Raw genomic sequence first — 24053 nt, 5'->3', positions numbered from 1 at the left:
TCGCTTGAATTTGTTGGAGATCTAAAGATATAAACACCTTGCAATAATTTGTACTTTTTAAAATTCCTTATCTTTGGTTAGTTATTTAAATCATTCTCAAAGTTACCCATTCGGTTACCTGGAGGAAAGAAAAGTACTGCATTTATTGGTATTACGGGAGCAGAAAATAAAGGCTGCCACACTGTGTTCTAATCTTTCAATCTTTCCCTCAACATATCTATATCACTAGAGATCTTAGAATCAATCACCCGAGCATAAATCTGGGTGGTTGATAATTTTGTATGTCCCAATAGCTTAGATACTGTTTCTATAGGAACTCCATTAGCTAAAGTTACCGTTGTGGCAAAAGTATGCCTAGCTGAATGGAAACTTAATTCCTTATCGATTTTTACCGCTTTGGTGATTTCCCGTAAATATTGGTTGGTTTTTTGGTTCGAATATACCGGAAGTAAAATATCACTCGAATGTACTTTTGGATGGTCCTGGTACTTTTCAAGAATTCGTTCAGCTTCTTCTAACAGTGGGATTCTCAGCATCGTATTAGTTTTTATCCTTCGGGTGTATATCCACTTATTCCCATCAACACCTATCTGAATATGCTTTTTCTTTAGCTCCTTGACATCGCCATAGGGCAACCCCGTATAACAACAGAACACAAAAATATCTCGGTTGATATTGTGAGTAGACCTTTTGAACTCCTTTTCCTTGATCTTTTGTAATTCGGCTTTGGATAGGTAGACCATATCCACCTGGTCAAAACGGAGTTTAAACCTTTTGGTTGGATTCTTTTCAATCCAATCTAAATCTTCGGCCAGGCGCATCAGTTTTTTAAAGCGTTCCATATGCTTCATGACTCCATTATTTTGGAGCCTTGGCAAGCCCCTCAAAAAGCTTTCAAATCCCAGGGTAAACTGGTAATCAATCTGTTTTAAATAAATATCTGAGGTATTATACTGGGCTTTTAAAAAATCTTTGAGATAGTTTTCCGTAGTTGTATAGTTTTTCATAGTCCCATACTTTAAAACCTTACCCATTTTCTCCTTGTGATAATGGATCAAATAGATAAGCGTATAATGCTGCTGATCACTCCCCAAAAATCTAGCTTTGACCGTCTGCGTGGTTACTAGCAGTCCTTCTTTTACAAGACTGTCATGGGTTTTATAGAGCTGGGCCTTGGTTTCATCAATTTTTTTATTGATGAGCCGGCTTTCAGAACTGTTACCAGTAAGTTTACTGGCTACTGGATTCCACTTGTCAATCGGAATAGTACGTTTTAAACTGATTTCAAGGGATTTGCCGTTTACGGTAATTCGGGCATAGAGGATAGCTGATTCAGGTTGTTTTTTCTTTTTTCGGATAATAAAAGAAATGGAAAAGGTTTGACTGGTACGCATAGCTTTGTTGTTTAAATGAAACAATTAATTAAGGCGAAAGTCAAACTACCAATACATAATTATGGAGTACCGGTAAGCTAAAAATACAAAAAAATAACTCACGATTAACTCACAAATTCACCGTGAACTCACGATTAACTCACATAAAATTTAACACTATTTGTTAAATTTTGAGCACAAAAAAAAGGGTAACTATATGAAAACCATACAATTATCCTTTTTTTGTGTTAAAATATAACTTGTAAAAGTCGGGGTGGCAGGATTCGAACCTGCGGCCTCCTGCTCCCAAAGCAGGCGCGATAACCGGGCTACGCTACACCCCGTAGCTTGATAACTCACGTTATCAGTTAAAATCCAATATTTCAAGCTGCTTTGTCATCATTAATATCCTTCAAAGCGGGTGCAAATATAAGAAAAGTTATCACTCTACAAGAAAAACTTTAGATTTTTTATATCTTAGTTCACACTCATCCGAAAGTTTTTGACTTTAAACCTAAAACCTTCGGCCACCCCTATTTTCAGGCTTCAATTAGGGCTAATGGGAGAAAATAAGTCTGGATCTACCCTATAGTGGAGTTTGGTCTGACCCCTTATTCTTTTCGCCCCTTCTCCTACGGTATTGCAGGCATAATCGAGGGTAAGATAAAAACATAGACAGATCCTGATCTTTTCCACGAAATTGGAAAATGCATGTTCTTTTTTGGCTATTGTCCTCACAATTATCTGGAGCAGCAAATAGGTTATGAGCGCGATGTATATTTGTGATTTTACGGCGTTCTCACTGGTTCCAAGGAAGGTCTTTATTTGGAGGTTCTGTTTTATCGCCTTAAAAAAAAGTTCAATATCCCATCGTTTTTTATAAAGGTCCGCGATGGTCCTGGCGCTCCAATCCAAGTTGTTGGTGATTATTTCTATCACTTTGTTCTCGTCCTGCTTATAAACGTGCACCAACCGGAGAGGGTGTTCCGCAATGCCTGTTTCCACGGCCTTCTTGCTTGGTAAAACGATGATCTCGTCTTTTAGGATATCCTGATCGCTACCTTCGGGGAGCTCCAGTTCTTCCAAGGTTTGATAGACCGTATTGATCTTGATGCGAGTGACAAAAACATTTTCTGCCGCGATCCTCTGGCGCATCAACAGAAAATCGAAGTACGCCCTGTCCTCCACGATGACCGTTCCCTTTCGGAAAACGGATTGGGCCAGTCCTTTGCTGTCATGGAGCTTTGCCTCTGTTATATTGACCATATCGGGGATCATCATGGCATCGTCCCAGCAGGTATGTATTTTTATACCTCCTTTAGCTGTCCGAAACTTTGCCCAATCGAACATGGACAGACATAGACTGATCGTGGTGCTGTCGATCAATTTTATGTCACGGTCTTTGATTTCCTTGATTATATGAGACTGTCCGTGCTTCGACAATAGTCGGCCATAGTGCCCTAACAACCGGTAATATAAGCTCTCGAAGACTTTATAACTCCTCTTTTTGTTGCCATCGCTCATGGTAGAACGCGCTGGGCTCTGCTCAAGACCCAAATCCGAAATAAATGTTTCGCTGACCCCGATACCAGTGGAAATGTCACTAAGAGTGTAGCATTTATTCAGCTGTCCGAAAGTTTGGGCAACGAATTGATCGTAGGTCTTATATCTGCTGCACCCCTTGTCGCCATTGTGCTCATCGGCACAACGCGTGAGCATCCAGCGAGGACATAGGTCAATTATTTGTCGAAGAAGAGGTTTGTTTGTATTTTTAGTGCGCCTGAAGAGTCCCATAAAAATTATTTTTTTTGTCCAAAACAAAAATAAGGGATTCTCAGGCTATTTTATTTTTCAACTTTCGGATGGTTGTGATCTTAGTTAAATCTTACTGATAACGTAGGATAAGCTAATCACAAAAAAAATTATTATGAAGCGAATTTTATTATTACTAGGCTTAATTTTTACTTTTTCGGCCTGCGGCGATAACCAAAAATCTGAAGAAAAAGCGGAAGTTGAAGAACCAACAGAAACAAATAACCAGGATTCTAATAATCCAGTTCCTAAAGAAATGCCTGAAGCTGTTTCTCCCGAAAAAGAGTATGAACACGAAGTCGTTGCAGAGAACATGTCAATTCCATGGGGCTTTGACTTCCTTCCTGATGGCAGCATTCTCGCAACCGAAAAAGGTGGAGACATTTATCATTTTAAAGATGGAAAAAGAGTAGCCATCAACGGTAGTCCCGAGATTTACAACCAGGGACAGGGCGGATTACTGGATATCGCCCTTCATCCCGATTTTGAGAACAACAATTGGGTTTATATCACCTATTCATCAGATGAAGGTGAAGGCGAAGGCGAAGGTGGAAATACTGCCTTAATGCGTGCTAAACTTGAAAATAATGAATTAACCAATCGTGAAGATCTTTACAAAGCCGAACCAAATTCAACCAGAGGCCAGCATTTTGGTTCAAGGATTGTGTTTGATGGTGAAGGTCACCTGTTTTTCAGCATTGGAGATCGAGGAAATCGAGATGTTAATCCGCAGGATATTACCAGAGACGGTGGTAAGATCTACCGTCTTAACTTAGACGGGAGTATTCCTTCAGACAATCCTTTTGTAGGTGAAGAAAACGCCAAAGAAGCTATTTATTCTTACGGACATAGAAATCCGCAGGGAATGATTTTCAACGAAGAAACCGGGGAAGTCTGGGTTAATGAACACGGCCCAAAAGGTGGTGATGAGATAAACGTAGTTATAGCCGGAAAAAATTATGGATGGCCTGTAGTAACCTATGGCGAGAATTATGACGGTACCACGATTACTGAAGATAGAACAGGACCTGAATTTCAAAACCCACTTACCTACTGGCTACCATCAATTGCTCCTAGCGGATTTGAAAAAGTAACTTCAGATAAATATCCTGAACTAAAAGGAAACTTATTAGTTGGCGCACTTAAATTTCAATATTTAGAACATTTAGCAATAGAAAATGGCGAAGTAACCAAACGGGAAAAGTTATTAGAAGGTCTTGGAAGATTAAGAGATGTTCAACAAGGTCCTGATGGTTTTATTTACGCTGCTGTAGAAGGTACAGGAATAGTAAAATTGCTACCACATGGAGAAGCCGAATAATTTATAGTCCCTAAGATCAAGGCTTAGGAATTAAAACATCATATTTATTTCTAATTTGGGGCAAATGTTTAAATTTGCCCCAAATTTTTTTAGATGCTCATTATAGGAATTACAGGTGGAACCGGTAGTGGAAAAACTACGGTAGTAAGGCAAATTATAGACGAATTAAAAAATGAAGAGGTAGATGTTATTTCCCAGGATTCCTACTATAAAGACCTAAGTCATTTAGCTAAAGAAGAGCGGGTTAAAACCAATTTTGACCATCCAAAATCTATAGATTTCGATCTTTTAGTAGAACATTTAAAAGAACTTAAAGCAGGCAATACCATTCAGCAGCCTGTTTATTCCTTCACCGAACATAATCGTACTAAACAAACCCTTGAAACCCAGCCTAGAAAGGTGGTGATTGTAGAAGGTATTCTAATCTTCGCCCATCCAGATATTAGGGAGATGTTCGACATTAAAATTTACGTTCATGCCGATAGTGATGAGCGTTTAATTCGCCGACTTAAAAGGGATATTTCTGAACGTGGCCGCGATTTAGACGAAGTTTTATGGCGCTACCAAACTACGCTGAAGCCAATGCATCAGCAATTTATAGAACCTACCAAAGAATTTGCCGATCTAATTATTCCCACCAACCGTTACAACACCGTAGCTGTTGATATTGTGCAAACCATTATCAAAGACCGCTTGACCTAATTTTGTATCTTTAAGCCAAATAGCCGCTAAAATTTAAGTTTTACGGCTTAACCAAAACAATCTTAATTAGTTACTGAAGTTAGAAGGTGTGAAATTAAAAGAATTAAGAAACAAAAAATGGTTTAGAATTATCAGCAACAAATACGTGCTGCTAATACTTATTTTTGGAGGTTGGATGTTTTTTTTAGATAGTAATTCCTGGTTAGTCCATAATGAACTCAATCAGGAAGTAGAGGAACTTGAAGAAAACAGGCAGTATTACGAAAATGAAATTTCTAAAGATAAAACAACCATCGAGCAGCTTCAGGATTCAGTAGAAATGGAAAAATTTGCCCGTCAGCAGTATTATATGAAACGTCCCAATGAAGAAATATTCATCATTGAATACGACACAATTCAGGATTAATTTTTCAGAAAAACCACACAATGAAAGAATCATTATTTCAGGAATTTGAAGAAGTTTCTGCAAAGCAATGGAAACAAAAAATACAATTTGATCTTAAGGGAGCCGATTATAACGAGAAACTCGTCTATAAATCCCTGGACGGAATCAATATAAAACCTTTTTATAGTGCTGAAGATGTTGAAGAAAGTATAAAAACACCTTCTCCAAAAAACTGGAACATTTGCGAGCGGTTATACGTTGCTTCTGCGGAAAAAACTAATCGGCGAGCCCAGGAAGTCCTTAATAAAGGAACCGAAAGCCTTTGGTTTATCATCCCAAATGAAGAAGTTTCTATTGAAAAATTACTGAAAAGTATAGAACTGGAAAAAACTATAATTTACTTTAGTTTCAACTTTTTTTCTGAAGATTATTTCAAACGTTTTCGAGAGTTTTTTAATGAAAAAAAACATCAGATTTTCCTTCAATTTGATATTGTAGGAAACCTTGCCCGTTCCGGAAATTGGTTTCAAAACCTTGAAAAAGACCACCAAATTCTGGATGGTATCTTTGATAATTCTGAAGCATTTAAGTCGGTAATCAGCATAGATACCACTTTATATCAAAATGCAGGGGCTAATATTCCGCAGCAATTGGCTTATGCCCTTTCCCACGTTAACGAATACCTGAACCATTTTCAGGAAAACTCAAATTTCAAGGAATTTCAACCTCAATTTTTAATCGCTTCCGGGCCAAACTATTTCTTCGAAATTGCTAAAATTAAAGCGCTGAGATGGCTATACGCTACTTTGGCTTCAGAATATAGCGTTCCGGAGACCTGCCATATCCTGGCTCAGCCCACTAAAAGAAATAAGACACTATACGATTTTAATGTAAATCTGCTAAGAACTACTACTGAAAGTATGAGCGCGGTTTTAGGCGGTGCCAATACGGTTTATAATATGCCTTACGATGCGATTTATCATAAAAACAATGAATTTGGCGACAGGATCGCCAGAAACCAATTGTTAGTGATGAAACACGAGGCTTATCTTGACAAGGTTGCTAATGCAGCCGAAGGTGCTTACTATATTGAAAGCCTTACCAAACAATTTGCGGATATGGCTTTAGATATTTTTAAAGAAATTGAAAAAGGCGGCGGATTTTTAAAACAACTCAAAGAAGGGGTTATTCAGCGCAAAATTAAGGAAAGCGCTAAAAAAGAACAGGAGCAATTTGATAGTGGAGAATTGGTATTAATTGGCACCAATAAATTCGAAAATCCGCAGGATAAAATGAAAGATGAACTGGAATTGTATCCCTTTTTAAAGCAAAATCCGCGTAAAACTTTAATTGAACCTATCCTGGAAAGACGTTTAAGCGAACAAGTAGAACAAGAACGCCTAAAGCAGGAAAAAGCCGATTAATTTTAAAAATTAGCTATGCAAAGAAAAGACCTTCAACATATAAAATTACAACAGCCTGAACTTGGAAAAAGACAAAAAGAGGGAGAAAACACGAGTTTTGAAACTCCTGAAGAAATAGATTTACAGCCTTCTTATTCAAAAGAAGATATTAAAGATTTAAAGCATTTAAATTTTGCTGCCGGGATACCTCCATATCTGCGCGGGCCTTATAGTACGATGTATGTGAGCCGCCCCTGGACAATTCGCCAGTATGCCGGATTTTCTACTGCAGAAGAAAGCAATGCTTTTTACCGAAGAAACCTCGCTGCCGGGCAGAAAGGACTTTCGGTAGCTTTTGATCTTCCTACGCATCGCGGGTACGACAGTGATCACGAGCGTGTGGTTGGTGATGTTGGAAAAGCCGGTGTTGCCATAGATTCTGTTGAGGATATAAAGATCCTTTTCGACCAGATTCCGCTCGATAAAATGTCGGTTTCTATGACGATGAACGGTGCGGTTTTGCCGGTTTTAGCTTTTTATATTGTAGCTGCAGAAGAACAAGGCGTAAAACCCGAACAACTTTCGGGTACGATTCAAAATGACATTTTAAAGGAGTTTATGGTGAGGAATACCTACATCTACCCTCCTACTCCCTCTATGAAGATTATTTCAGATATTTTTGAATATTCTTCGCAGAATATGCCGAAATTCAACAGCATCAGTATTTCGGGTTATCATATGCAGGAAGCCGGTGCTACCTGCGATATTGAACTGGCTTACACCTTAGCCGACGGATTGGAATATATTCGCAAAGGCCTGGAAGCCGGGATGGATATAGACAGTTTTGCTCCCCGACTTTCATTTTTCTGGGGAATTGGGATGAACCATTTTATGGAAATCGCTAAAATGCGAGCCGCCAGAATGCTTTGGGCAAAACTCGTAAAGCAATTTAATCCGAAAAATGCAAAATCACTTTCGCTTAGAACGCATTCGCAAACCAGCGGCTGGAGTTTAACCGAACAGGATCCTTTTAATAATGTAGCTCGAACCTGTATTGAAGCTTCAGCAGCAGCCTTTGGCGGAACCCAAAGTTTACACACCAATGCTTTAGATGAAGCCATTGCGCTACCTACAGATTTTTCAGCAAGAATAGCGAGAAACACGCAGTTGCACCTTCAACAGGAAACAAAAATCACCAAAACGGTAGATCCCTGGGCTGGTAGTTTTTATGTCGAAAAAATGACCGATGAAATTGCTGAAAAAGCCTGGAAACTAATAGAAGAAGTCGAAGAACTTGGTGGGATGACCAAAGCCATTGAAGAAGGAATTCCAAAGATGCGTATTGAAGAAGCCGCAGCTAAAAAACAAGCGAGAATTGACAGCGAAACCGATATTATAGTAGGCACCAACAAATACCGACTTGAAAAAGAAGATGAGCTGGTTACTTTAGAGGTAGATAACCAAACCGTTCGAAAACAACAGGTAGCACGCCTGGAAAAAATAAGAGCTGAAAGAAATACCGAAAAAGTACAAAAAGCCTTAAAAGATCTTACCGAATGTGCTAAACAAGAAAACGGCAATTTACTTAGTTTAGCTGTTGAGGCAGCAAGACATCGCGCAACTTTAGGTGAAATTAGCGAGGCGCTGGAAGAAGTTTACGGCAGGCATAAGGCCAAAGTACAAACTTTTAGCGGTGTATATTCCAAAGAAATGAAAGACAATACTTCGTTTAAAAAAGCCAGGGAACTGGCCGATCAATTTGCAGAACAAGACGGAAGAAGACCCCGAATTATGATCGCAAAAATGGGTCAGGATGGCCATGATCGTGGTGCAAAAGTGGTAGCCACCGGTTATGCCGATCTTGGTTTTGATGTAGATATTGGTCCACTTTTTCAAACACCAAAAGAAGCTGCGAAACAGGCCGTGGAAAACGATGTGCATATTCTTGGAGTCTCCTCATTGGCAGCAGGTCATAAAACCTTGGTGCCGCAGGTTCTGGAAGAATTAAAGAAATTAGGACGAGAAGATATTATGGTAATTGTGGGCGGGGTAATCCCTTCGCAAGATTACCAATATTTATTTGATGCCGGCGCTGTTGCTGTTTTTGGACCGGGAACTAAAATAAGTGAAGCCGCTATTCTGCTTTTGGAGATCTTGATAGAAGAGTAAAATAAGTGAGCAGTGGCAGTTTGCAGTAAGCTTTTCAATAGCTTTAGTTTAATTGAATATTTTATAATGTATCTTACGTGGTGGTTATTTTTTTTGAGGAAAAGCAATTGCCAGGACTTAAACTTAACGAAATAAATGCCCACAATTAAAGAAAGTAACCAGGCGAACTTATTAAATTACACTAGCCTAATTTAAACGGGGGTAAAACCACAACTCACAACAAATTACTAACAATTGACAACAGATAACCGATAATTAAAAAAATTATGGATTATACTAAAAAAATGCTTCGGGACGATGCTTTAAAAGGCAAAACGATAATCGTAACCGGTGGAGGAAGCGGCCTCGGGAAAGCAATGACCAAATACTTTATGGAACTTGGCGCTAACGTGGCTATTACTTCCAGGAACCTGGAAAAACTACAAAATACCGCCAAAGAACTTGAAAATGAAACCGGAGGTAAATGTTTTGCTGTTCAATGTGATGTTAGGCATTACGAACAGGTAGAAAATATGCGGGATGAAGTTCTAAAAGAATTTGGAAGCGTGGATGTATTATTAAATAACGCTGCAGGAAACTTTATTTCCCCAACTGAAAGATTAAGCGCCAACGCATTTGATACTATTATAGATATAGTTTTAAAAGGAAGCAAAAACTGCACAATGGCGCTTGGAAAGCATTGGATAGATACAAAACAAAAAGATAAAACCGTACTTAATATTGTGACCACTTATGCGTGGACAGGTTCTGCTTATGTAGTACCAAGCGCTACCGCAAAAGCAGGAGTTTTGGCTATGACGCGCTCTTTAGCGGTAGAATGGGCGAAATACGGAATTAGGTTTAACGCAATTGCACCAGGCCCCTTCCCTACCAAAGGTGCCTGGGATAGATTATTGCCGGGAGATTTGAAAGACAAATTCGATCTTGCTAAAAAAGTTCCGCTTAAACGGGTTGGGGAACATCAGGAACTGGCAAATCTTGCCGCTTATTTAGTTTCAGACTTTTCAGCTTATGTAAATGGTGAAGTAATTACCATAGATGGCGGGGAATGGCTAAAAGGTGCCGGACAGTTCAATTTACTGGAAGCAATTCCCGAGGAAATGTGGGACCAATTAGAAGCAATGATCAAATCGAAAAAAGGGAGCTAACTCCATTTTAATAGAGATTAATTCTACTGAATTTATTTCATTTAAAACCGATTGTTGTGCTTTTCCGGCAACAATCGGTTTTTTATGTATAAGCTGTTAACAAAATCATTTTATAAACCTGTAATAAATTGTATTTTTACCCTTCAAAAATCATAAAGACTTAATGGGTAAAATCATTGCTATTGCAAACCAAAAAGGAGGAGTGGGCAAAACCACTACCTCGGTAAACCTGGCCGCTTCGCTTGGAGTACTTGAAAAGAAAGTATTGTTAATAGATGCAGACCCACAGGCCAACGCCACTTCCGGACTCGGGATTGACGTGGAAGAGGTTGAATTAGGTACTTACCAGCTTTTTGAAGACTCCATAGCTCCCGAGGATTGCATTCAAAAAACCAGCTCCCCAAATCTTGATATTATACCTGCACATATAGATCTTGTAGCTATAGAAATTGAGTTGGTAGATCAGGATGCCAGGGAATCTATGCTGAAAAAGGCGATTACCCCGCTAAAAGAGCTTTATGATTTTATTTTAATTGACTGTGCCCCTTCCCTGGGTTTGTTAACATTAAATGCTTTGACCGCTTCAGATTCTGTGGTTATCCCAATACAGTGTGAATATTTTGCGCTGGAAGGTTTAGGAAAATTATTAAATACCATTAAAAGCGTTCAGAAAATTCATAATAACAAACTGGATATTGAAGGTTTATTGCTTACTATGTATGATTCCCGTTTAAGGTTATCTAACCAGGTTGTAGAAGAAGTGCAGAAGCATTTTGGCGAGATGGTTTTCGATACAATCATTCAAAGAAATGTGCGTTTAAGTGAAGCCCCAAGTTATGGTGAAAGTATTATTAACTATGACGCGGGCAGCAAAGGAGCCAGTAACTATTTGAGCCTGGCACACGAAATTATAAAGAAAAACCCGTAGAAGATGGCGAAGGCGACCAAAAAACAAGCTTTAGGACGTGGACTCTCGGCTTTATTGAAAGATCCGCAAAACGATATACAATCTGCAGAAGATAAAAATGCCGACAAACTAGTTGGGCATATTGTGGAATTGGATTTAGACTCTGTTGAAGTAAATCCGTTTCAACCAAGAACGAGTTTTAATGAAGACAGCCTTAAAGAGCTAGCCTCTTCCATCAAGGAACTCGGCGTAATTCAACCAATTACCGTAAGAAAACTGGATTTTGATAAATACCAACTGGTTTCGGGAGAACGCCGTTATCGCGCTTCAAAATTGGTAGGTTTAAAAACAATTCCAGCATACATAAGGATTGCCAACGACCAGGAATCTTTAGAAATGGCTTTGGTTGAAAACATTCAACGCCAGGATCTGGATCCCATTGAGATTTCACTTTCCTACCAACGTTTAATAGACGAAATAAACCTTACCCAGGAACAATTAAGTGAACGTATTGGTAAAAATCGATCTACTATTGCTAATTACTTGCGCCTTCTAAAATTAGATCCTATAATTCAAACAGGAATGCGAGATGGGTTTATGAGTATGGGCCACGGCCGTGCACTTATAAATGTGAACGATCCGCAGAAGCAATTAGATATTTACGAAAAAATACTTCAAAAGTCTTTATCGGTTAGAGAGACCGAGCAATTAGTACGTGAAGTAAACGAAGGTGCGAAAGCTTCAAAATCTACTAAGAAAGCAGCTTCAGTCCCTACTTCTTATAAAAAAGGAATCAAAGAATTTTCAGAATATCTCAGGACAAAAGTTGATGTTAAAGTCACTAAAAAAGGCTCGGGAAAACTTAGTATTCCTTTTACTTCCGAAGAAGATTTTATGCGACTAAAAAAACTTATTCAGGGTGAAGACTAATCGGGTACTATCATTTCTCTTTTTTCTGTTGTTCGTTTTCAAACTTACAGCCCAGGAAGATTCTTTAAGAGTTGAAACTCCTGAAGTACCAGATACTGTTTCAGAAGAAAAAGATTATAAACCTTACAATGCGCTGGCACCCGCTAAAGCTGCATTTTATTCGGCTATTCTACCCGGCTTAGGACAGGCATATAATGGCCGTTATTGGAAAATCCCTCTCGTTTATGCAGGAATTGGAACCGGAGTATATTTCTATATCAATAACAATAAAGAATGGAACCGATATAGAGATGCTTATAAAAATCGACTCGCCGGCAGGAAAGATGAATTTACTGTAGACGGGGATCAAAGAATAACTGACGATGGGCTAATAAGAGCCCAGGAATTTTACCGCAGAAATAAAGAAATATCGATATTGGTAATCGCAGGATTTTATGTCTTGAATATTATAGATGCCAATGTAGACGCACACCTACAGCAATTTAATGTTAGTGAAGATCTTAGTTTAAAACCTAATATGGAATTCGATAATTTTACGGGCAAATCCAAATATGGAGTATCCCTAAATTATAGATTTTAGTAAACTACCTCGGGGCAAGCCCATGAGGCATACATAGGAAACAATATTTTAATTTTGAGGCAAGCCTCGGAGCATTAAATTTCGATTATCGAGTAAAAATAGATAGTAATATTTGTTATCGTTTTAATCGTATTGCAAAAGATTAAAACATAGCTTAAAAACTTATAGAGATGAAAATAGCACTTTTAGGTTACGGAAAAATGGGGAAAACAATCGAAGAGATTGCAGCAAACCGTGGACACGAAATTGTTTTGAAGCTCGAAGAAGATATTGATACTTTCGAGATAGATAAGATGGAAATTGATGTTGCTATAGACTTTAGCGTTCCTAAAGCAGCGTTTAAAAATATCACTACTTGTTTTAAAAATAATATCCCGGTAGTTTGTGGAACTACAGGCTGGCTTGATGATTATGAAAAGGCTACAGAAATTTGCAAAAAAGAAGATAGCGCTTTTATTTATGCTTCAAACTTTAGTGTAGGCGTAAATTTATTCTTTGAGCTGAATAAAAAATTAGCCAAAATGATGAACGGTATGGATGATTATGCCGTTGAAATTGAAGAAATTCATCATACACAAAAACAAGACGCCCCAAGCGGTACCGCTATAAGTTTGGCCCAACAAATAGTTTCTGAAAACGATAAAAAGAACAATTGGCAACTGGATCACGCTGCAGCCGATGAAATCCCGATTAAAGCAAAAAGAATTGAGGACGTGCCCGGCACTCATACCGTTTCTTATAAATCTAAAATAGATTCTATAGAAATTATGCATACCGCAAATTCGCGACAGGGATTTGCCCTGGGTGCAGTAATTGCTGCTGAATGGCTTAAAGATAAAAAAGGAGTATTCACCATGCAAGATGTACTTTCCAGCCAATTTTAAACAAAATATAGTAACAAAGAGTGGATTTTGTTACTAATAAGCAAAGAATAAAAATATGACGTTTACACAATGGTTTCTCTTTTTTCTGCTGGTTCAGGTTATTCACTTTGCAGGTACCTGGAAACTTTATCAAAAAGCGGGAAGACAAGCCTGGGAAGCCGCAATTCCTATTTACAATGCAGTAATTTTAATGAAAATCATAAACCGCCCATGGTGGTGGGTGATCCTTCTGTTTATCCCTATTGTAAACCTCATTATGTTCCCGGTAATTTGGGTAGAAACCATTAGAAGTTATGGACGGCATAGTACCACAGATACTATTTTAGCTATTATAACACTCGGTTTTTATATTTACTACATTAATTATGCAACCGATGTAAAATATATTGAAGATCGAAGCCTGAAACCAGGAACCGCTGCCGGCGAATGGATAAGCTCTATACTTTTTGCAGTAATTGCCGCAACCATTGTGCATACCTATGTGATGCAACCATTCACCATCCCAACTTCCTCTTTGGAGAAAACCTTACTGGTTGGGGATTTTTTGTTTGTAAGTAAGTTTCATTATGGTGCAAGGTTACCGAGAACAGCGGTTGCGTTTCCTATGGTTCACGATACAATTCCGGTTTTAGGAGTGAAATCTTACTTAACCGACCCTCAAATCCCATATTTAAGATTACCGGGTTTTGAAGAGATAGAACGAAACGATATTGTAGTATTTAACTGGCCCGTAGATACGGTAAACGCTTTTCAACAATATGGAGATGGGAAATATTATTATAAACCCATAGACAAGAAATCTAACTACGTAAAACGTGCTGTTGGAATTCCCGGGGATTCGCTAGAGGTTCGCGCAGGAAAAGTGGTGGTAAATAACGAGCCGCTTCAGCTTCCGGGGCGTGCAAAAACCCAGTTCACTTATATTGGTACTACCAACGGACAAGGTTTTAATCCTCGCTATTTATATGAAGAATATGATATCACCGATGGTTATTATCACGATTCAAACACAAATCAGTTTTATATAAAAGCTTTAACCGAAGCTGCATATAATCGAATTAAAAATCATCCTAACGTTACCAGTATTGAAAGATACTCTGATTCCTTAGGGTCTAAAGATCGAAGCATTTTTCCCAATAATGGAAAGCTAAATTGGAATAACGACTATATGGGCCCAATTTATATTCCCGAAGAAGGTGCCACGGTAGATCTTACTGCTGAATCAATGCCCTTCTACAAGCGAGTTATAGAAACTTACGAAGGGAGTGAAATGGGAATAAATAACAAACTAAGCCTTAACGGAACCCAGGTTTTATTAAATGGGCAACCCACAAATTCTTACACTTTTAAGCAGAATTATTACTGGATGATGGGTGATAACCGCCATAACAGTGAAGACAGCCGTACCTGGGGCTTTGTTCCCGAAAATCACGTAGTAGGAAAACCTGTTTTTGTATGGATGAGCTGGGATACCAACGCCCAGGGCTTCTTTAATAAAATTAGATGGGATCGCGTTTTTACAACGGTAAAGGGAGATGCAACACCAACTTCTTACCTCCCCTATTTCCTGATATTAGTAGTTATAATTATCGCTTTCAATTACTTCAAAAAACGCAGGAAAAACGCCTAAATGGAAGAAATTTTAATACATCCGGCCTATTTCGGGCCGGTTTCTCAATTTGTTGCGCTGGTAAATGCAGATAAAGTCTTTTTTGAAAATGAAGATAATTACCAAAAGCAAACCTATAGAAACCGGATGTATATCTATGATTCCAATGGGAAATTACTGCTGAATATTCCTATTAAACATCGTTCTGCTTTAACCGGCGAACCTAAAGAAGCCGGAAAGCATCAACTTTATAAAGAAGTTAAAATTGAAAACGATTTTGAATGGCAAAAGCAACATTGGCGGGCCTTAAAAGCTTCTTACCAGACGTCGCCTTTTTTCGAATTTTATGAAGATGATATTTATCCTCTCTATCATAAGAAATTCGATTATCTCTTAGATTTCAATTATGCCTGTCTGGAATTTATTACAGATTCACTTCAGCTGGATTTTGATTTCAGGAAAACTTCAGAATATATTCTTCATCCTGAAGATAAAAAAGATCTGCGAACCTTGATTAAAGCTAAAGGGAAATTCAAATTTAATCAGGAAGAGTACACCCAGGTTTTTAAAGAGAAACATGGTTTTTTACCTAATTTATGTATTTTAGACCTTCTTTTTAATGAAGGACCAAACACTACCAGTTACCTCGAAGCCCAGGAGCTTAAATTTTAATTTTGGTTATAATAGGATAGTGGTCTGAAAATTCATTTTTAAATCGCTTATAGTCGTTTATTTGAAAGTTATTATCAACCCAAATAAAATCAATTCTTAAGGGGAAGTAATTCAGTTTAAAGGTTTGTCCAAAACCTTCTCCCGAATGTAAAAAAGCATCGGTAAACCTATCTTCTTTATTTATCATTTCATAAATGTAGGAGAAAGCGGTATTATTAAAATCACCGGCGATTATGGTTTTATAAGGTGTTTTATTAACCTTCTCCATCATCATTTCGGCCTGCTCTTGCTGTAAACTAAAACCGTAACCTATACGACCCAGCAATTTTTTAGAATCTTCTCTACGAAGTGAACCTATATCTGGTTTTATATTAAGGGATTGAAAATGAACATTAAAAATTCGCAGGGTATCTTCTTTCACCACGACATCTGTGTAAATCGCATTATTGTTACCGTTATGAGGAAAATCTACAGAAATCTTCTCCAATATTGGATACTTAGAGAAAATCGCTGACCCAAATTCTGAATTTCTTCCTTTGCGATGAACAAAATAGTAAGGATAAATCTCTTTTAAATTAGTTATATCTACTGTATGTTCCTGGGTTAATAGAATGTCTGGATCTTTCTCCTTAATAAAATTCGTTATTTTATCCGGAATATCCTTTTCATCTGTCCATTCATAAGAGTTAAACATTCTAACATTATAGCTCATAATGCTCAGCTCCTCTTCAGAAGTTTGCGTATCTCCCGTAAAATGGTACAGATTGGTCACATAATTATAGCCCACAAGCAAAATAATAAGAGATAATAGAAATTGTCTTTTAAACCTTATAATCCAATAAACCATAAATACCAGGTTTATTAGAATTAAAACCGGAACCCCAAGGCTTAATACTGAAAGTAATGGAAAAGATTTTGGAGGGATAAAAGCAAGCAAATACGATAATAAAAGCGCCGTAGCAGCAAGGGAATTTAAGATAAAAATAATCTTATCTATGAGTCCGAGATTCTTCATTTAATCTTCTTTACCGGCTTTAAATAGAAAATCTTTCTCGCTTTTGCTCAAACTATCATAACCGCTTTTGCTTATTTTATCTAAAATAGCATCAATTTGTTTTTGCTTTTCATCTTTATCCAACTTCTTAGAAAAAGTAGATTTACGCTGTGCTGCAGCAGATTTTTTATTGGTATTTTTTCGGTATACAGTTTTCATTTTGGCCTTGCGCTCGGTAGGTTGAAACAAAGCAGCAAAGCTATCCATTATTTTTTCAAACCAGGCACCAATATCATTCCCCTTTTGTAATTGTTTAGTGTAAGCATAACCTAAAGCGGCACCACCAAGATGGGCTAAATGCCCACCGGCATTACCCATAGGAATTTGAATAACATCCAGGGCTACCAAAAAAGCGGCGATATACCAGAATTTGATGCTTCCTATTAAAAGCAGTTTTACCCGCATATTTGGAATATAAGTAGCAATACCCACTAAAACCGCCATCACACCTGCTGAAGCTCCTATTAAATAAGATCTCCCTGTGGCCTGAAATGCAGGAAATAGATTATAACTTAACATATATACCAAAGCCCCCATAATGACCCCTAAGAAGAAATAATTAAGCAATCGTTTGGGTGAAAAATAATTCAGAAAATAAATTCCAGAGAAATATAAGATTAGCATATTAGAGAGAATATGCCAAATCCCCCCGTGTAAAAAAGCGTAGGTAATTATAGACCAGGGCTTAAAAATAAATTCTCCTAATTCCTTCGGAAAAGAAAACCACTCCAGTAAAAAATCTGAAGGTAACTGAAACAAAAAGGTTAAGGTTCTAAAAAGATAAAACAGCAGAAAAACCAGCACATTAACTGCGATTAGTTTTTCAACAACCGTAGCGGTTTGCAGTTTATATTTGAATTTATCAGATCCTTTCATCAATCCCATCGATTTTGATTAAACTGGTTTTTCTTCCAGTACCACATCATAATAAAGCCGAACAAGGCTCCCCCAATGTGAGCAAAGTGAGCAATACCTCCTCCAAATAAAGAATATCCGGTTAATCCTGAAAATAAATCAAGTAAAATAAGTGCAGGAATAAAGAATTTCGCTTTAATAGGAACCGGCACAAATAAAAGGAATAATTCTACATTGGGGAACATCATTCCAAAAGCAACAAGAATCCCATAGATAGCACCCGATGCTCCCACCGCCGGGGTGTTCACACTTTGATATAACCCCTGCAAAGTTTCCCGTGGTACAGAATCAAGTATTGCGGTAGAGTATTCTCCCGTTTTAAGCAATTGTTCTATACTTCCCATACTCATCCCGGCATCCAGCAAAGCATTATAACCGGTTTTAAATTCTATATAATTTACCAGCGTATGTAAAAAAGCCGCTCCAAGCCCGGCTGAAAAGTAAAAGAATATAAATTTCTTTTGCCCCAACATTTGCTCTATAGGGCCACCAAACGCCCAAAGGGCATACATATTAAAAACAATATGCATAAGACCGCCGTGCATAAACATATGGCTCACAAACTGCCACGCCATAAAATTATCGTTCTCAAAGAACCAAAGTGCAAATAATTGATAGGCATAATCGCCCAGAAACTGGCTACCAACAAAAAAGATGACGTTGATGATTAAAAGTACTTTTACAGTTTCGGTAATTCTTCCCATTTACATAAATTTTTTATCCAGCTCGTCTACCGTTAAAGTAACGAAAACCGATCTGTTAGACGGGCTTAACCCGGGTTCTTTACAAGCAAACAACCTGTTAACGATATGTTGCTGCTCGGTATTGTTTAAAAGTGTTCCAGATTTTACCGCCATTCCTTTTGCGAGCGACTTTGCCAGTAAATCGGTTTGTGAAAAACCATTATCGGGCACGTCATTTTCAAAATCTGCAATAAGTTGTTCCAGTAATATTTCTACTTCACTTTCTGAAATAAGCGTTGGAATTCCTACAATTTCTACGGAATTACTTTTCACTTCGGAAAAAACAAATCCTGTTTGTTCCAGTGAATCCTGTAGTTGTTTTAGTATTTCTATTTCGTGCGTATTAAACTGAAGATTAAGCGGAAACAACAACTGCTGACTCACCGCGGCTGAAACGGTAATGTTTTTCAGCATTTCTTCATATAAAATCCGGGTATGCGCACGGTGTTGATCTATCACTAAAATCCCGCTTTTCAGTGTACTCACAATATATTTTTTATGAAGCTGAAAGGTAGATTTTTCCTGTGAATCTTCAGAAGGTTGGAATAGATTTCCGGTTACTTCTTCACTTTCAAATTCTATTTCCCTAAAATCACTATCAGGCTTGGGCGTATCTTCGCTTTGCAAACCGGCGTATAAACTTTCCCAGCTTTCACCCCGCTCTTTCTTAAAGTTTGAAGAATACGAATGTGAAAAGCTTTTATGAGTTCTTGCATTTTCTTCCTGGAAGGGATTAAAATTACGATCTACTTCTACCTGTGGCACTTCGGCCGATCTATTTTTATAATCGTAAGGCGTGTCCAGGTTTGCATCCCGATCAAAATCTAAAACAGGGGCTACATTAAACTGCCCCAAACTATGTTTTATAGCACTTCTTAAAATCGCATAAAGCGCGTGTTCATCGTCAAACTTAATTTCAGTTTTTGTGGGATGAATATTGATATCTATACTTTTAGGATCCACTTTTAAGAAAAGAAAATAGCTGGGATAGGATTTATCCTTCAGTAAACCTTCAAAAGCAGCTACAACAGCGTGATTTAAGTAAGGACTTTTTATGAATCGATTATTTACAAAAAAGAACTGTTCTCCCCGTGATTTCTTGGCGAATTCAGGTTTACCTACAAAGCCAGAAATTTCAACAATTTCTGTTTCTTCGGTTACCGGCACCAGTTTTTCGTTGGTTTTTCCGCCAAAAATATTAGTAATTCGCTGCCTGTGATTAGTTTCTGGAAGCTGAAAAAGTTCACTCCCGTTATGAAATAAAGAGAAGGCAATTTGCGGATGTGCCAAAGCCACACGTTGAAATTCATCTATAATATGCCTGGTTTCTACCGAATCTGATTTCAGAAAATTTCTTCGCGCCGGAATATTATAAAACAGGTTCTTTACACTTACCGATGTTCCTTTTGGGCAAACACAAACATCCTGATTGGCTACCTTACTGCCTTCTACCTTAATTTGCGTGCCTACTTCTTCGTCTTCAGGTTTCGTTTTTAATTCTACGTGGGCAATCGCGGCGATAGAAGCCAGGGCTTCTCCTCGAAAACCTTTGGTTTGTAAACTAAAAAGATCTTCAGCAGTTTTAATCTTTGAAGTAGCGTGACGTTCAAAACACATCCTGGCATCGGTAAGGCTCATTCCTTTCCCGTCGTCCACAACCTGAATAAGGGTTTTACCCGCATCTTTAATTACCACCTGGATATTGCCAGAACCGGCATCAATAGCATTTTCAACCAATTCTTTAACCACAGAGGCAGGGCGTTGTACCACTTCCCCGGCAGCAATCTGGTTCGCTACATGGTCTGGTAAAAGTTGAATTATATCTGTCATTTAAGGTTGATTGGAAAAGATGGACAGATCAAAGTCTATTATCCATAGAAAAATAAGAACCAGAACCATGATAATTATAAGCAATCGTTTATTGATCTCCCGGTTACCGCGAGTTCTACTGGATTCACGAACTTGAGCCCACTGGGAGCCAAAATCTATGGCATTGGTAGTTTCTTTGTATTTATTGAATTTAGAATCAAAACTATAAATATTACCCGCATCTTTACCCTTATAATAACGTGGGGTGTAATTATAACGGGCATTCTTTCTAGGTTTATAAATTTTGAGTTTCAAAATATGCTGATTTTTCGTGGTCGTTCAAATTTACTCAAATTGCTTCAAAAAAACGAAGCTAACGAGCTTAAAAAGAAATCAACAAGAATAATGCCGATTTATAAACAGGTTTAATATCTGGCGTCCTGGCGTAGTTTGGCCATTTTAATAGCTGCTATGGCAGCTTCAGTACCTTTATTACCGTGTTTTCCACCACTTCTATCTATGGCCTGTTGCATATTTTGATCGGTTAAAACACAAAAGATAATTGGAGTATCGTTTTGCACATTAAGATCTTTAATGCCCTGGGTCACTCCTTCACAAACAAAATCAAAATGTTTTGTTTCGCCTTCAATTACACTTCCAATGGCAATAATTGCATCGAGCATATCAAAGCTTTCCTGCATTTTTTTGCAACCGTAAATAAGTTCAAAACTGCCGGGAACATTCCACCTAACAATTCTCTTTGGCTGCACCTTATTTTCTATTAGCGCATTGTAGGCTCCTTCATAGAGGCCTTCGGTAATTTTCTCGTTCCATTCTGAAACAACAATCCCGATGCGAAAATCACTCGCATCGGGAAGTTTGTCTTTATCGTAATCTGAAAGGTTATTTCCTTCTGTTGCCATAATTATTGTTTTGCAGCACGAGCCTGCCCCATATAGATTGGCACCTGCTCAGCTTCAGGAGCTTCAGGATACTCATCTTTTATTTTCTGAAGGTGTTCTTCAGCATCTGCGGGTTGCCCTACTTCTAAAGCGGTAATTGCTGCTTTTAGTAAAAATTTTGGTGTTGTAAATTCATTAGATCGCATAGAAGCGGCTTTTTCATAATAACCTAAAGCTTCTTCCGGTTGTTCTAATTGCATAAAAGCATCTCCAATTCCCCCGGTAGCCAATGCTGCCAAAACTTCATCATCACTGTTAAAGTCTTCAAGGTAATTGATCGCTTCCTGATAGTTTCCGGTATTTAAATACGCAAAACCAGCGTTGTAAGTTGCAAGGTTTGCTGCATCGGTACTTCCGTAGTTATCTATAATATCAATAAATCCGTATTTACCTTCCCCGCCATTTAAAGACATGGTAAAAAGTGAATCGCGCTCAGCGCCAGTTGCGTTTAAAGCCGAAGCAAAATAATTTTGAGCCTGTGCCATTTCATTAGCTGCTTCTTCCTGTTTTGGTTCACTTACAAAACGTTCGTAACCAAGGTAACCTAAAACGGCTACGATTGCTACTGCCACAATGATATAAATATACTTTTGGTTCTCTGCTACCCAGGTTTCGGTCCTGCCAGCACCTTCGTCAAGAGTGTTAAATACTTCAGCAGTTGTAGATTCGTCTTCTACCTGTTGTTGCTGTTCTTCCTTATTAGATGGTTTATATCCTTTTTTCTTGTAAGTTGCCATAAAAACTGTTTAATGCGTGGCAAAAATATGATTTTTATTCAAAATTAAAAGGGAAATTATTTGTATTTTTTTAATATTTTCGGGTCATTCGCTTTACTTTCAGAATTCTTTTATATAAATATCAAAAAGCTGAATAACAGCATTTTATGTTTTTAAAACATCTCTCTTTAGTTAATTACAAAAACCTGGATTCGGCTTCTTTCGAGTTTGACACTAAAATAAATTGTTTTGTGGGTAATAATGGCGTTGGTAAAACCAACGTTTTAGACAGTATTTATCATCTGGCTTTTGGAAAAAGTTATTTTAACCCAATTACCAGCCAGAATATAAATCACGAAGCCGAATTTTTTGTGGTTGAAGGGCATTTTGAAAAATCAGAAAAAGACGAGCATATCTTAGTCAGTGCGAAACGCGGACAAAAAAAGGTTATAAAGAGGAACAATAAACCGTACGAGAAATTCAGTGAACATATTGGGTTTATTCCCACCGTAATAATTTCTCCTGCCGATCGCGACCTTATAATTGAAGGGAGTGAAACCCGGCGTAAATTTATAGACGGGGTGATCTCACAAAGCGATAATGTTTATCTCAATAAGCTTATTCAATACGGAAAAATAAATGCGCAGCGTAATTCGTTGCTGAAATATTTCGCAGCTAATCATAGTTTTGATCGTGATACTTTAGAAGTTTATAATCTTCAGCTTAGTGACCTTGGCCAATATATTTTCGAAAAGCGAAAAGCCTTTTTAGAAGAATTCATCCCTATTTTTAATAAACGTTATGCCGATATCACCAAAAACGAAGAGCAGGTAGATATTAGTTACAAAAGTCAGCTGTTTGATAGCAACTTAGAAAACTTACTGGAAGCAAACCTTCAAAAGGATATGGCTTTGCAATATACAAGTGTAGGCACGCATAAAGATGATTTAAGTTTTGAAATTGAAGGCCATCCCATTAAAAAATTTGGTTCCCAGGGACAACAAAAATCTTTTTTGGTTGCGTTAAAATTGGCGCAATTTGATTTTATAAAAGCTATAAGTAAAGTAAACCCAATTTTACTGCTCGATGATATTTTTGACAAATTAGACGAACAACGTGTGGCACATATTGTAGCTTTGGTAGCTACAAATCAGCTGGGACAAATATTTATCAGCGATACGCATGCAGAGCGCACAGAAGCTGTGGTAAAAAGCAGTAATCAATCTTACAAAATCTTTAAATTGTGAATAAAAAAATTCTTTTTTTCCTCTTTGGAATCGTACTTTTAGGATGCCAGCAAAATAATCCTGAAGAACAATTAGAACACCTTACGGGTTATTGGGAAATTGACCGTGTGCAAATTACAGAAGATTCAGTAATTAATTACAAGGTAAACGCCACCGTAGATTATATGGAATTTGATGGCGAAGAAGGTTTTCGTAAAAAAGTAAAGCCACAATTTGATGGCAGTTACAAAATCACCGAAGATGTAGAGGAAATTTCAGCACGAATAGAAAATGATAGTCTGCGTCTTTATTATACAACACCTTTTGATGAGTGGAAAGAAACCGTAATTTCTGCTGAAGAAGATAAATTTAGCGTGTTAAACCAGGATGGTAAAATATATCATTATACAAAATTCACCTCCTTATTAGATGAAAATGAAGAAGAGAAATAGTGAAAATCAAAGTTTAAGCGAAGTTTTACAAGAATTTGTAGACCATAACAAACTTCAGAGCGGTCTGGATAAAGTTAGCGTCAAGGATGTTTGGTATCGGGAAATGGGCCCTGCAATAGAAAAATACACTACAGCCATTAAACTTCAAAATGAAACACTCTTTGTTCAGTTAAGTTCTTCGGTTTTAAGAGAAGAGCTTAGTTACGGTAAGGAAAAGATTATCACCATGCTAAACAGGGAATTGGGAAAAGACCTGATTAAAAAACTGGTTTTACGTTAAA

General features: G+C 37.7%; 24 protein-coding genes and 1 tRNA gene. 15 read left to right on the top strand and 10 right to left on the bottom strand.

What is annotated here, in order from left to right:
* Positions 1–188: 188 nt before the first annotated feature.
* The 3 genes from B5488_RS00845 to B5488_RS00835 all read right to left on the bottom strand — a co-directional run bounded on the left by B5488_RS00845 (position 189) and on the right by B5488_RS00835 (position 3167).
* A complete protein-coding gene (locus B5488_RS00845; protein WP_079733560.1) occupies positions 189–1394 on the bottom strand; it encodes a site-specific integrase in 1206 nt (401 codons plus the stop codon).
* A gap of 248 nt (positions 1395–1642) precedes the next feature.
* Positions 1643–1717: transfer RNA gene (locus B5488_RS00840), tRNA-Pro, on the bottom strand.
* A 202-nt stretch (positions 1718–1919) separates the two neighbouring features.
* Complete coding sequence (locus tag B5488_RS00835) at positions 1920–3167, bottom strand: IS4 family transposase (protein WP_079736478.1); 1248 nt, start codon at positions 3165–3167, stop codon at positions 1920–1922.
* Positions 3168–3300: 133 nt separating this feature from the next.
* Between B5488_RS00835 and B5488_RS00830 the strand changes: the two genes are divergently transcribed.
* The 12 genes from B5488_RS00830 (at position 3301) to B5488_RS00775 (ending at position 15895) form a co-directional block, all read left to right on the top strand.
* Complete coding sequence (locus B5488_RS00830; RefSeq protein ID WP_079733559.1) at positions 3301–4506, top strand: PQQ-dependent sugar dehydrogenase; 1206 nt, start codon at positions 3301–3303, stop codon at positions 4504–4506.
* 93 nt (positions 4507–4599) lie between these two features.
* Positions 4600–5208 carry a uridine kinase gene (gene udk / locus B5488_RS00825; RefSeq protein ID WP_079733558.1) on the top strand — a complete coding sequence of 203 codons (609 nt, stop codon included), beginning with the start codon at positions 4600–4602 and terminating at the stop codon, positions 5206–5208.
* A gap of 88 nt (positions 5209–5296) precedes the next feature.
* A complete protein-coding gene (locus B5488_RS00820) occupies positions 5297–5614 on the top strand; it encodes an FtsB family cell division protein (RefSeq protein WP_079733557.1) in 318 nt (105 codons plus the stop codon).
* Between the two features lie 20 nt (positions 5615–5634).
* Complete coding sequence (locus B5488_RS00815) at positions 5635–7017, top strand: methylmalonyl-CoA mutase subunit beta (protein ID WP_079733556.1); 1383 nt, start codon at positions 5635–5637, stop codon at positions 7015–7017.
* A 15-nt stretch (positions 7018–7032) separates the two neighbouring features.
* Positions 7033–9165: a methylmalonyl-CoA mutase gene (gene scpA / locus B5488_RS00810; RefSeq protein ID WP_079733555.1), complete on the top strand. Its 2133-nt coding sequence runs from the start codon at positions 7033–7035 to the stop codon at positions 9163–9165.
* Between the two features lie 266 nt (positions 9166–9431).
* Positions 9432–10313, top strand: a complete 882-nt coding sequence (locus B5488_RS00805) for an SDR family oxidoreductase (protein ID WP_079733554.1) — start codon at positions 9432–9434, stop codon at positions 10311–10313.
* A gap of 163 nt (positions 10314–10476) precedes the next feature.
* Positions 10477–11241, top strand: coding sequence for a ParA family protein (locus B5488_RS00800; RefSeq protein ID WP_079733553.1), 765 nt, complete (start codon positions 10477–10479; stop codon positions 11239–11241).
* A 3-nt stretch (positions 11242–11244) separates the two neighbouring features.
* Positions 11245–12150, top strand: a complete 906-nt coding sequence (locus tag B5488_RS00795) for a ParB/RepB/Spo0J family partition protein (RefSeq protein WP_079733552.1) — start codon at positions 11245–11247, stop codon at positions 12148–12150.
* Entirely contained in the window at positions 12140–12730 is a 591-nt protein-coding gene (locus B5488_RS00790; RefSeq protein WP_079733551.1) for a DUF5683 domain-containing protein, read from the top strand. The genes B5488_RS00795 and B5488_RS00790 overlap by 11 nt, the downstream gene beginning before the upstream one ends.
* Positions 12731–12900: 170 nt before the next feature.
* A complete protein-coding gene (gene dapB / locus B5488_RS00785) occupies positions 12901–13614 on the top strand; it encodes a 4-hydroxy-tetrahydrodipicolinate reductase (protein ID WP_079733550.1) in 714 nt (237 codons plus the stop codon).
* Between the two features lie 55 nt (positions 13615–13669).
* The gene (gene lepB, locus B5488_RS00780; RefSeq protein ID WP_079733549.1) at positions 13670–15244 is read left to right on the top strand and encodes a signal peptidase I; all 1575 of its coding nucleotides are present in this window, start codon (positions 13670–13672) and stop codon (positions 15242–15244) included.
* Positions 15245–15895: a WbqC family protein gene (locus B5488_RS00775; protein WP_079733548.1), complete on the top strand. Its 651-nt coding sequence runs from the start codon at positions 15245–15247 to the stop codon at positions 15893–15895. It begins immediately after the preceding gene.
* Here the strand turns inward: B5488_RS00775 and B5488_RS00770 are convergent.
* From B5488_RS00770 to B5488_RS00740, 7 genes are all read right to left on the bottom strand, one after another.
* Positions 15885–16910, bottom strand: coding sequence for an endonuclease/exonuclease/phosphatase family protein (locus B5488_RS00770; RefSeq protein WP_079733547.1), 1026 nt, complete (start codon positions 16908–16910; stop codon positions 15885–15887). The two genes, B5488_RS00775 and B5488_RS00770, sit on opposite strands and share 11 nt — an antisense overlap.
* The gene (locus B5488_RS00765; RefSeq protein WP_079733546.1) at positions 16911–17825 is read right to left on the bottom strand and encodes a rhomboid family intramembrane serine protease; all 915 of its coding nucleotides are present in this window, start codon (positions 17823–17825) and stop codon (positions 16911–16913) included.
* Complete coding sequence (locus B5488_RS00760; RefSeq protein WP_079733545.1) at positions 17825–18568, bottom strand: rhomboid family intramembrane serine protease; 744 nt, start codon at positions 18566–18568, stop codon at positions 17825–17827. The genes B5488_RS00765 and B5488_RS00760 overlap by 1 nt, the downstream gene beginning before the upstream one ends.
* The gene (gene mutL, locus B5488_RS00755) at positions 18569–20437 is read right to left on the bottom strand and encodes a DNA mismatch repair endonuclease MutL (RefSeq protein ID WP_079733544.1); all 1869 of its coding nucleotides are present in this window, start codon (positions 20435–20437) and stop codon (positions 18569–18571) included.
* Positions 20438–20731: a hypothetical protein gene (locus B5488_RS00750; RefSeq protein ID WP_106197157.1), complete on the bottom strand. Its 294-nt coding sequence runs from the start codon at positions 20729–20731 to the stop codon at positions 20438–20440.
* A gap of 110 nt (positions 20732–20841) precedes the next feature.
* Positions 20842–21339, bottom strand: coding sequence for a 6,7-dimethyl-8-ribityllumazine synthase (gene ribH, locus B5488_RS00745; RefSeq protein ID WP_079733542.1), 498 nt, complete (start codon positions 21337–21339; stop codon positions 20842–20844).
* 2 nt (positions 21340–21341) lie between these two features.
* Positions 21342–22115, bottom strand: a complete 774-nt coding sequence (locus tag B5488_RS00740; protein ID WP_079733541.1) for a tetratricopeptide repeat protein — start codon at positions 22113–22115, stop codon at positions 21342–21344.
* Between the two features lie 146 nt (positions 22116–22261).
* Between B5488_RS00740 and recF the strand changes: the two genes are divergently transcribed.
* Genes recF through B5488_RS00725 form a run of 3 tightly spaced genes read left to right on the top strand, consistent with a single transcriptional unit; the run spans position 22262 to position 24052 of the window.
* Complete coding sequence (gene recF, locus B5488_RS00735) at positions 22262–23341, top strand: DNA replication/repair protein RecF (RefSeq protein WP_079733540.1); 1080 nt, start codon at positions 22262–22264, stop codon at positions 23339–23341.
* On the top strand, positions 23338–23772 hold the full coding sequence (locus B5488_RS00730; RefSeq protein ID WP_079733539.1) for a hypothetical protein: 435 nt from the start codon (positions 23338–23340) through the stop codon (positions 23770–23772). The genes recF and B5488_RS00730 overlap by 4 nt, the downstream gene beginning before the upstream one ends.
* Entirely contained in the window at positions 23756–24052 is a 297-nt protein-coding gene (locus B5488_RS00725) for a DUF721 domain-containing protein (protein ID WP_079736485.1), read from the top strand. The genes B5488_RS00730 and B5488_RS00725 overlap by 17 nt, the downstream gene beginning before the upstream one ends.
* Position 24053: the final 1 nt, after the last annotated feature.

It is taken from the genome of Salegentibacter salegens, assembly GCF_900142975.1.
In the GTDB taxonomy this organism is placed as follows: Bacteria; Bacteroidota; Bacteroidia; order Flavobacteriales; family Flavobacteriaceae; genus Salegentibacter; species Salegentibacter salegens.
This window is presented reverse-complemented; position numbering and strand designations above follow the sequence as displayed.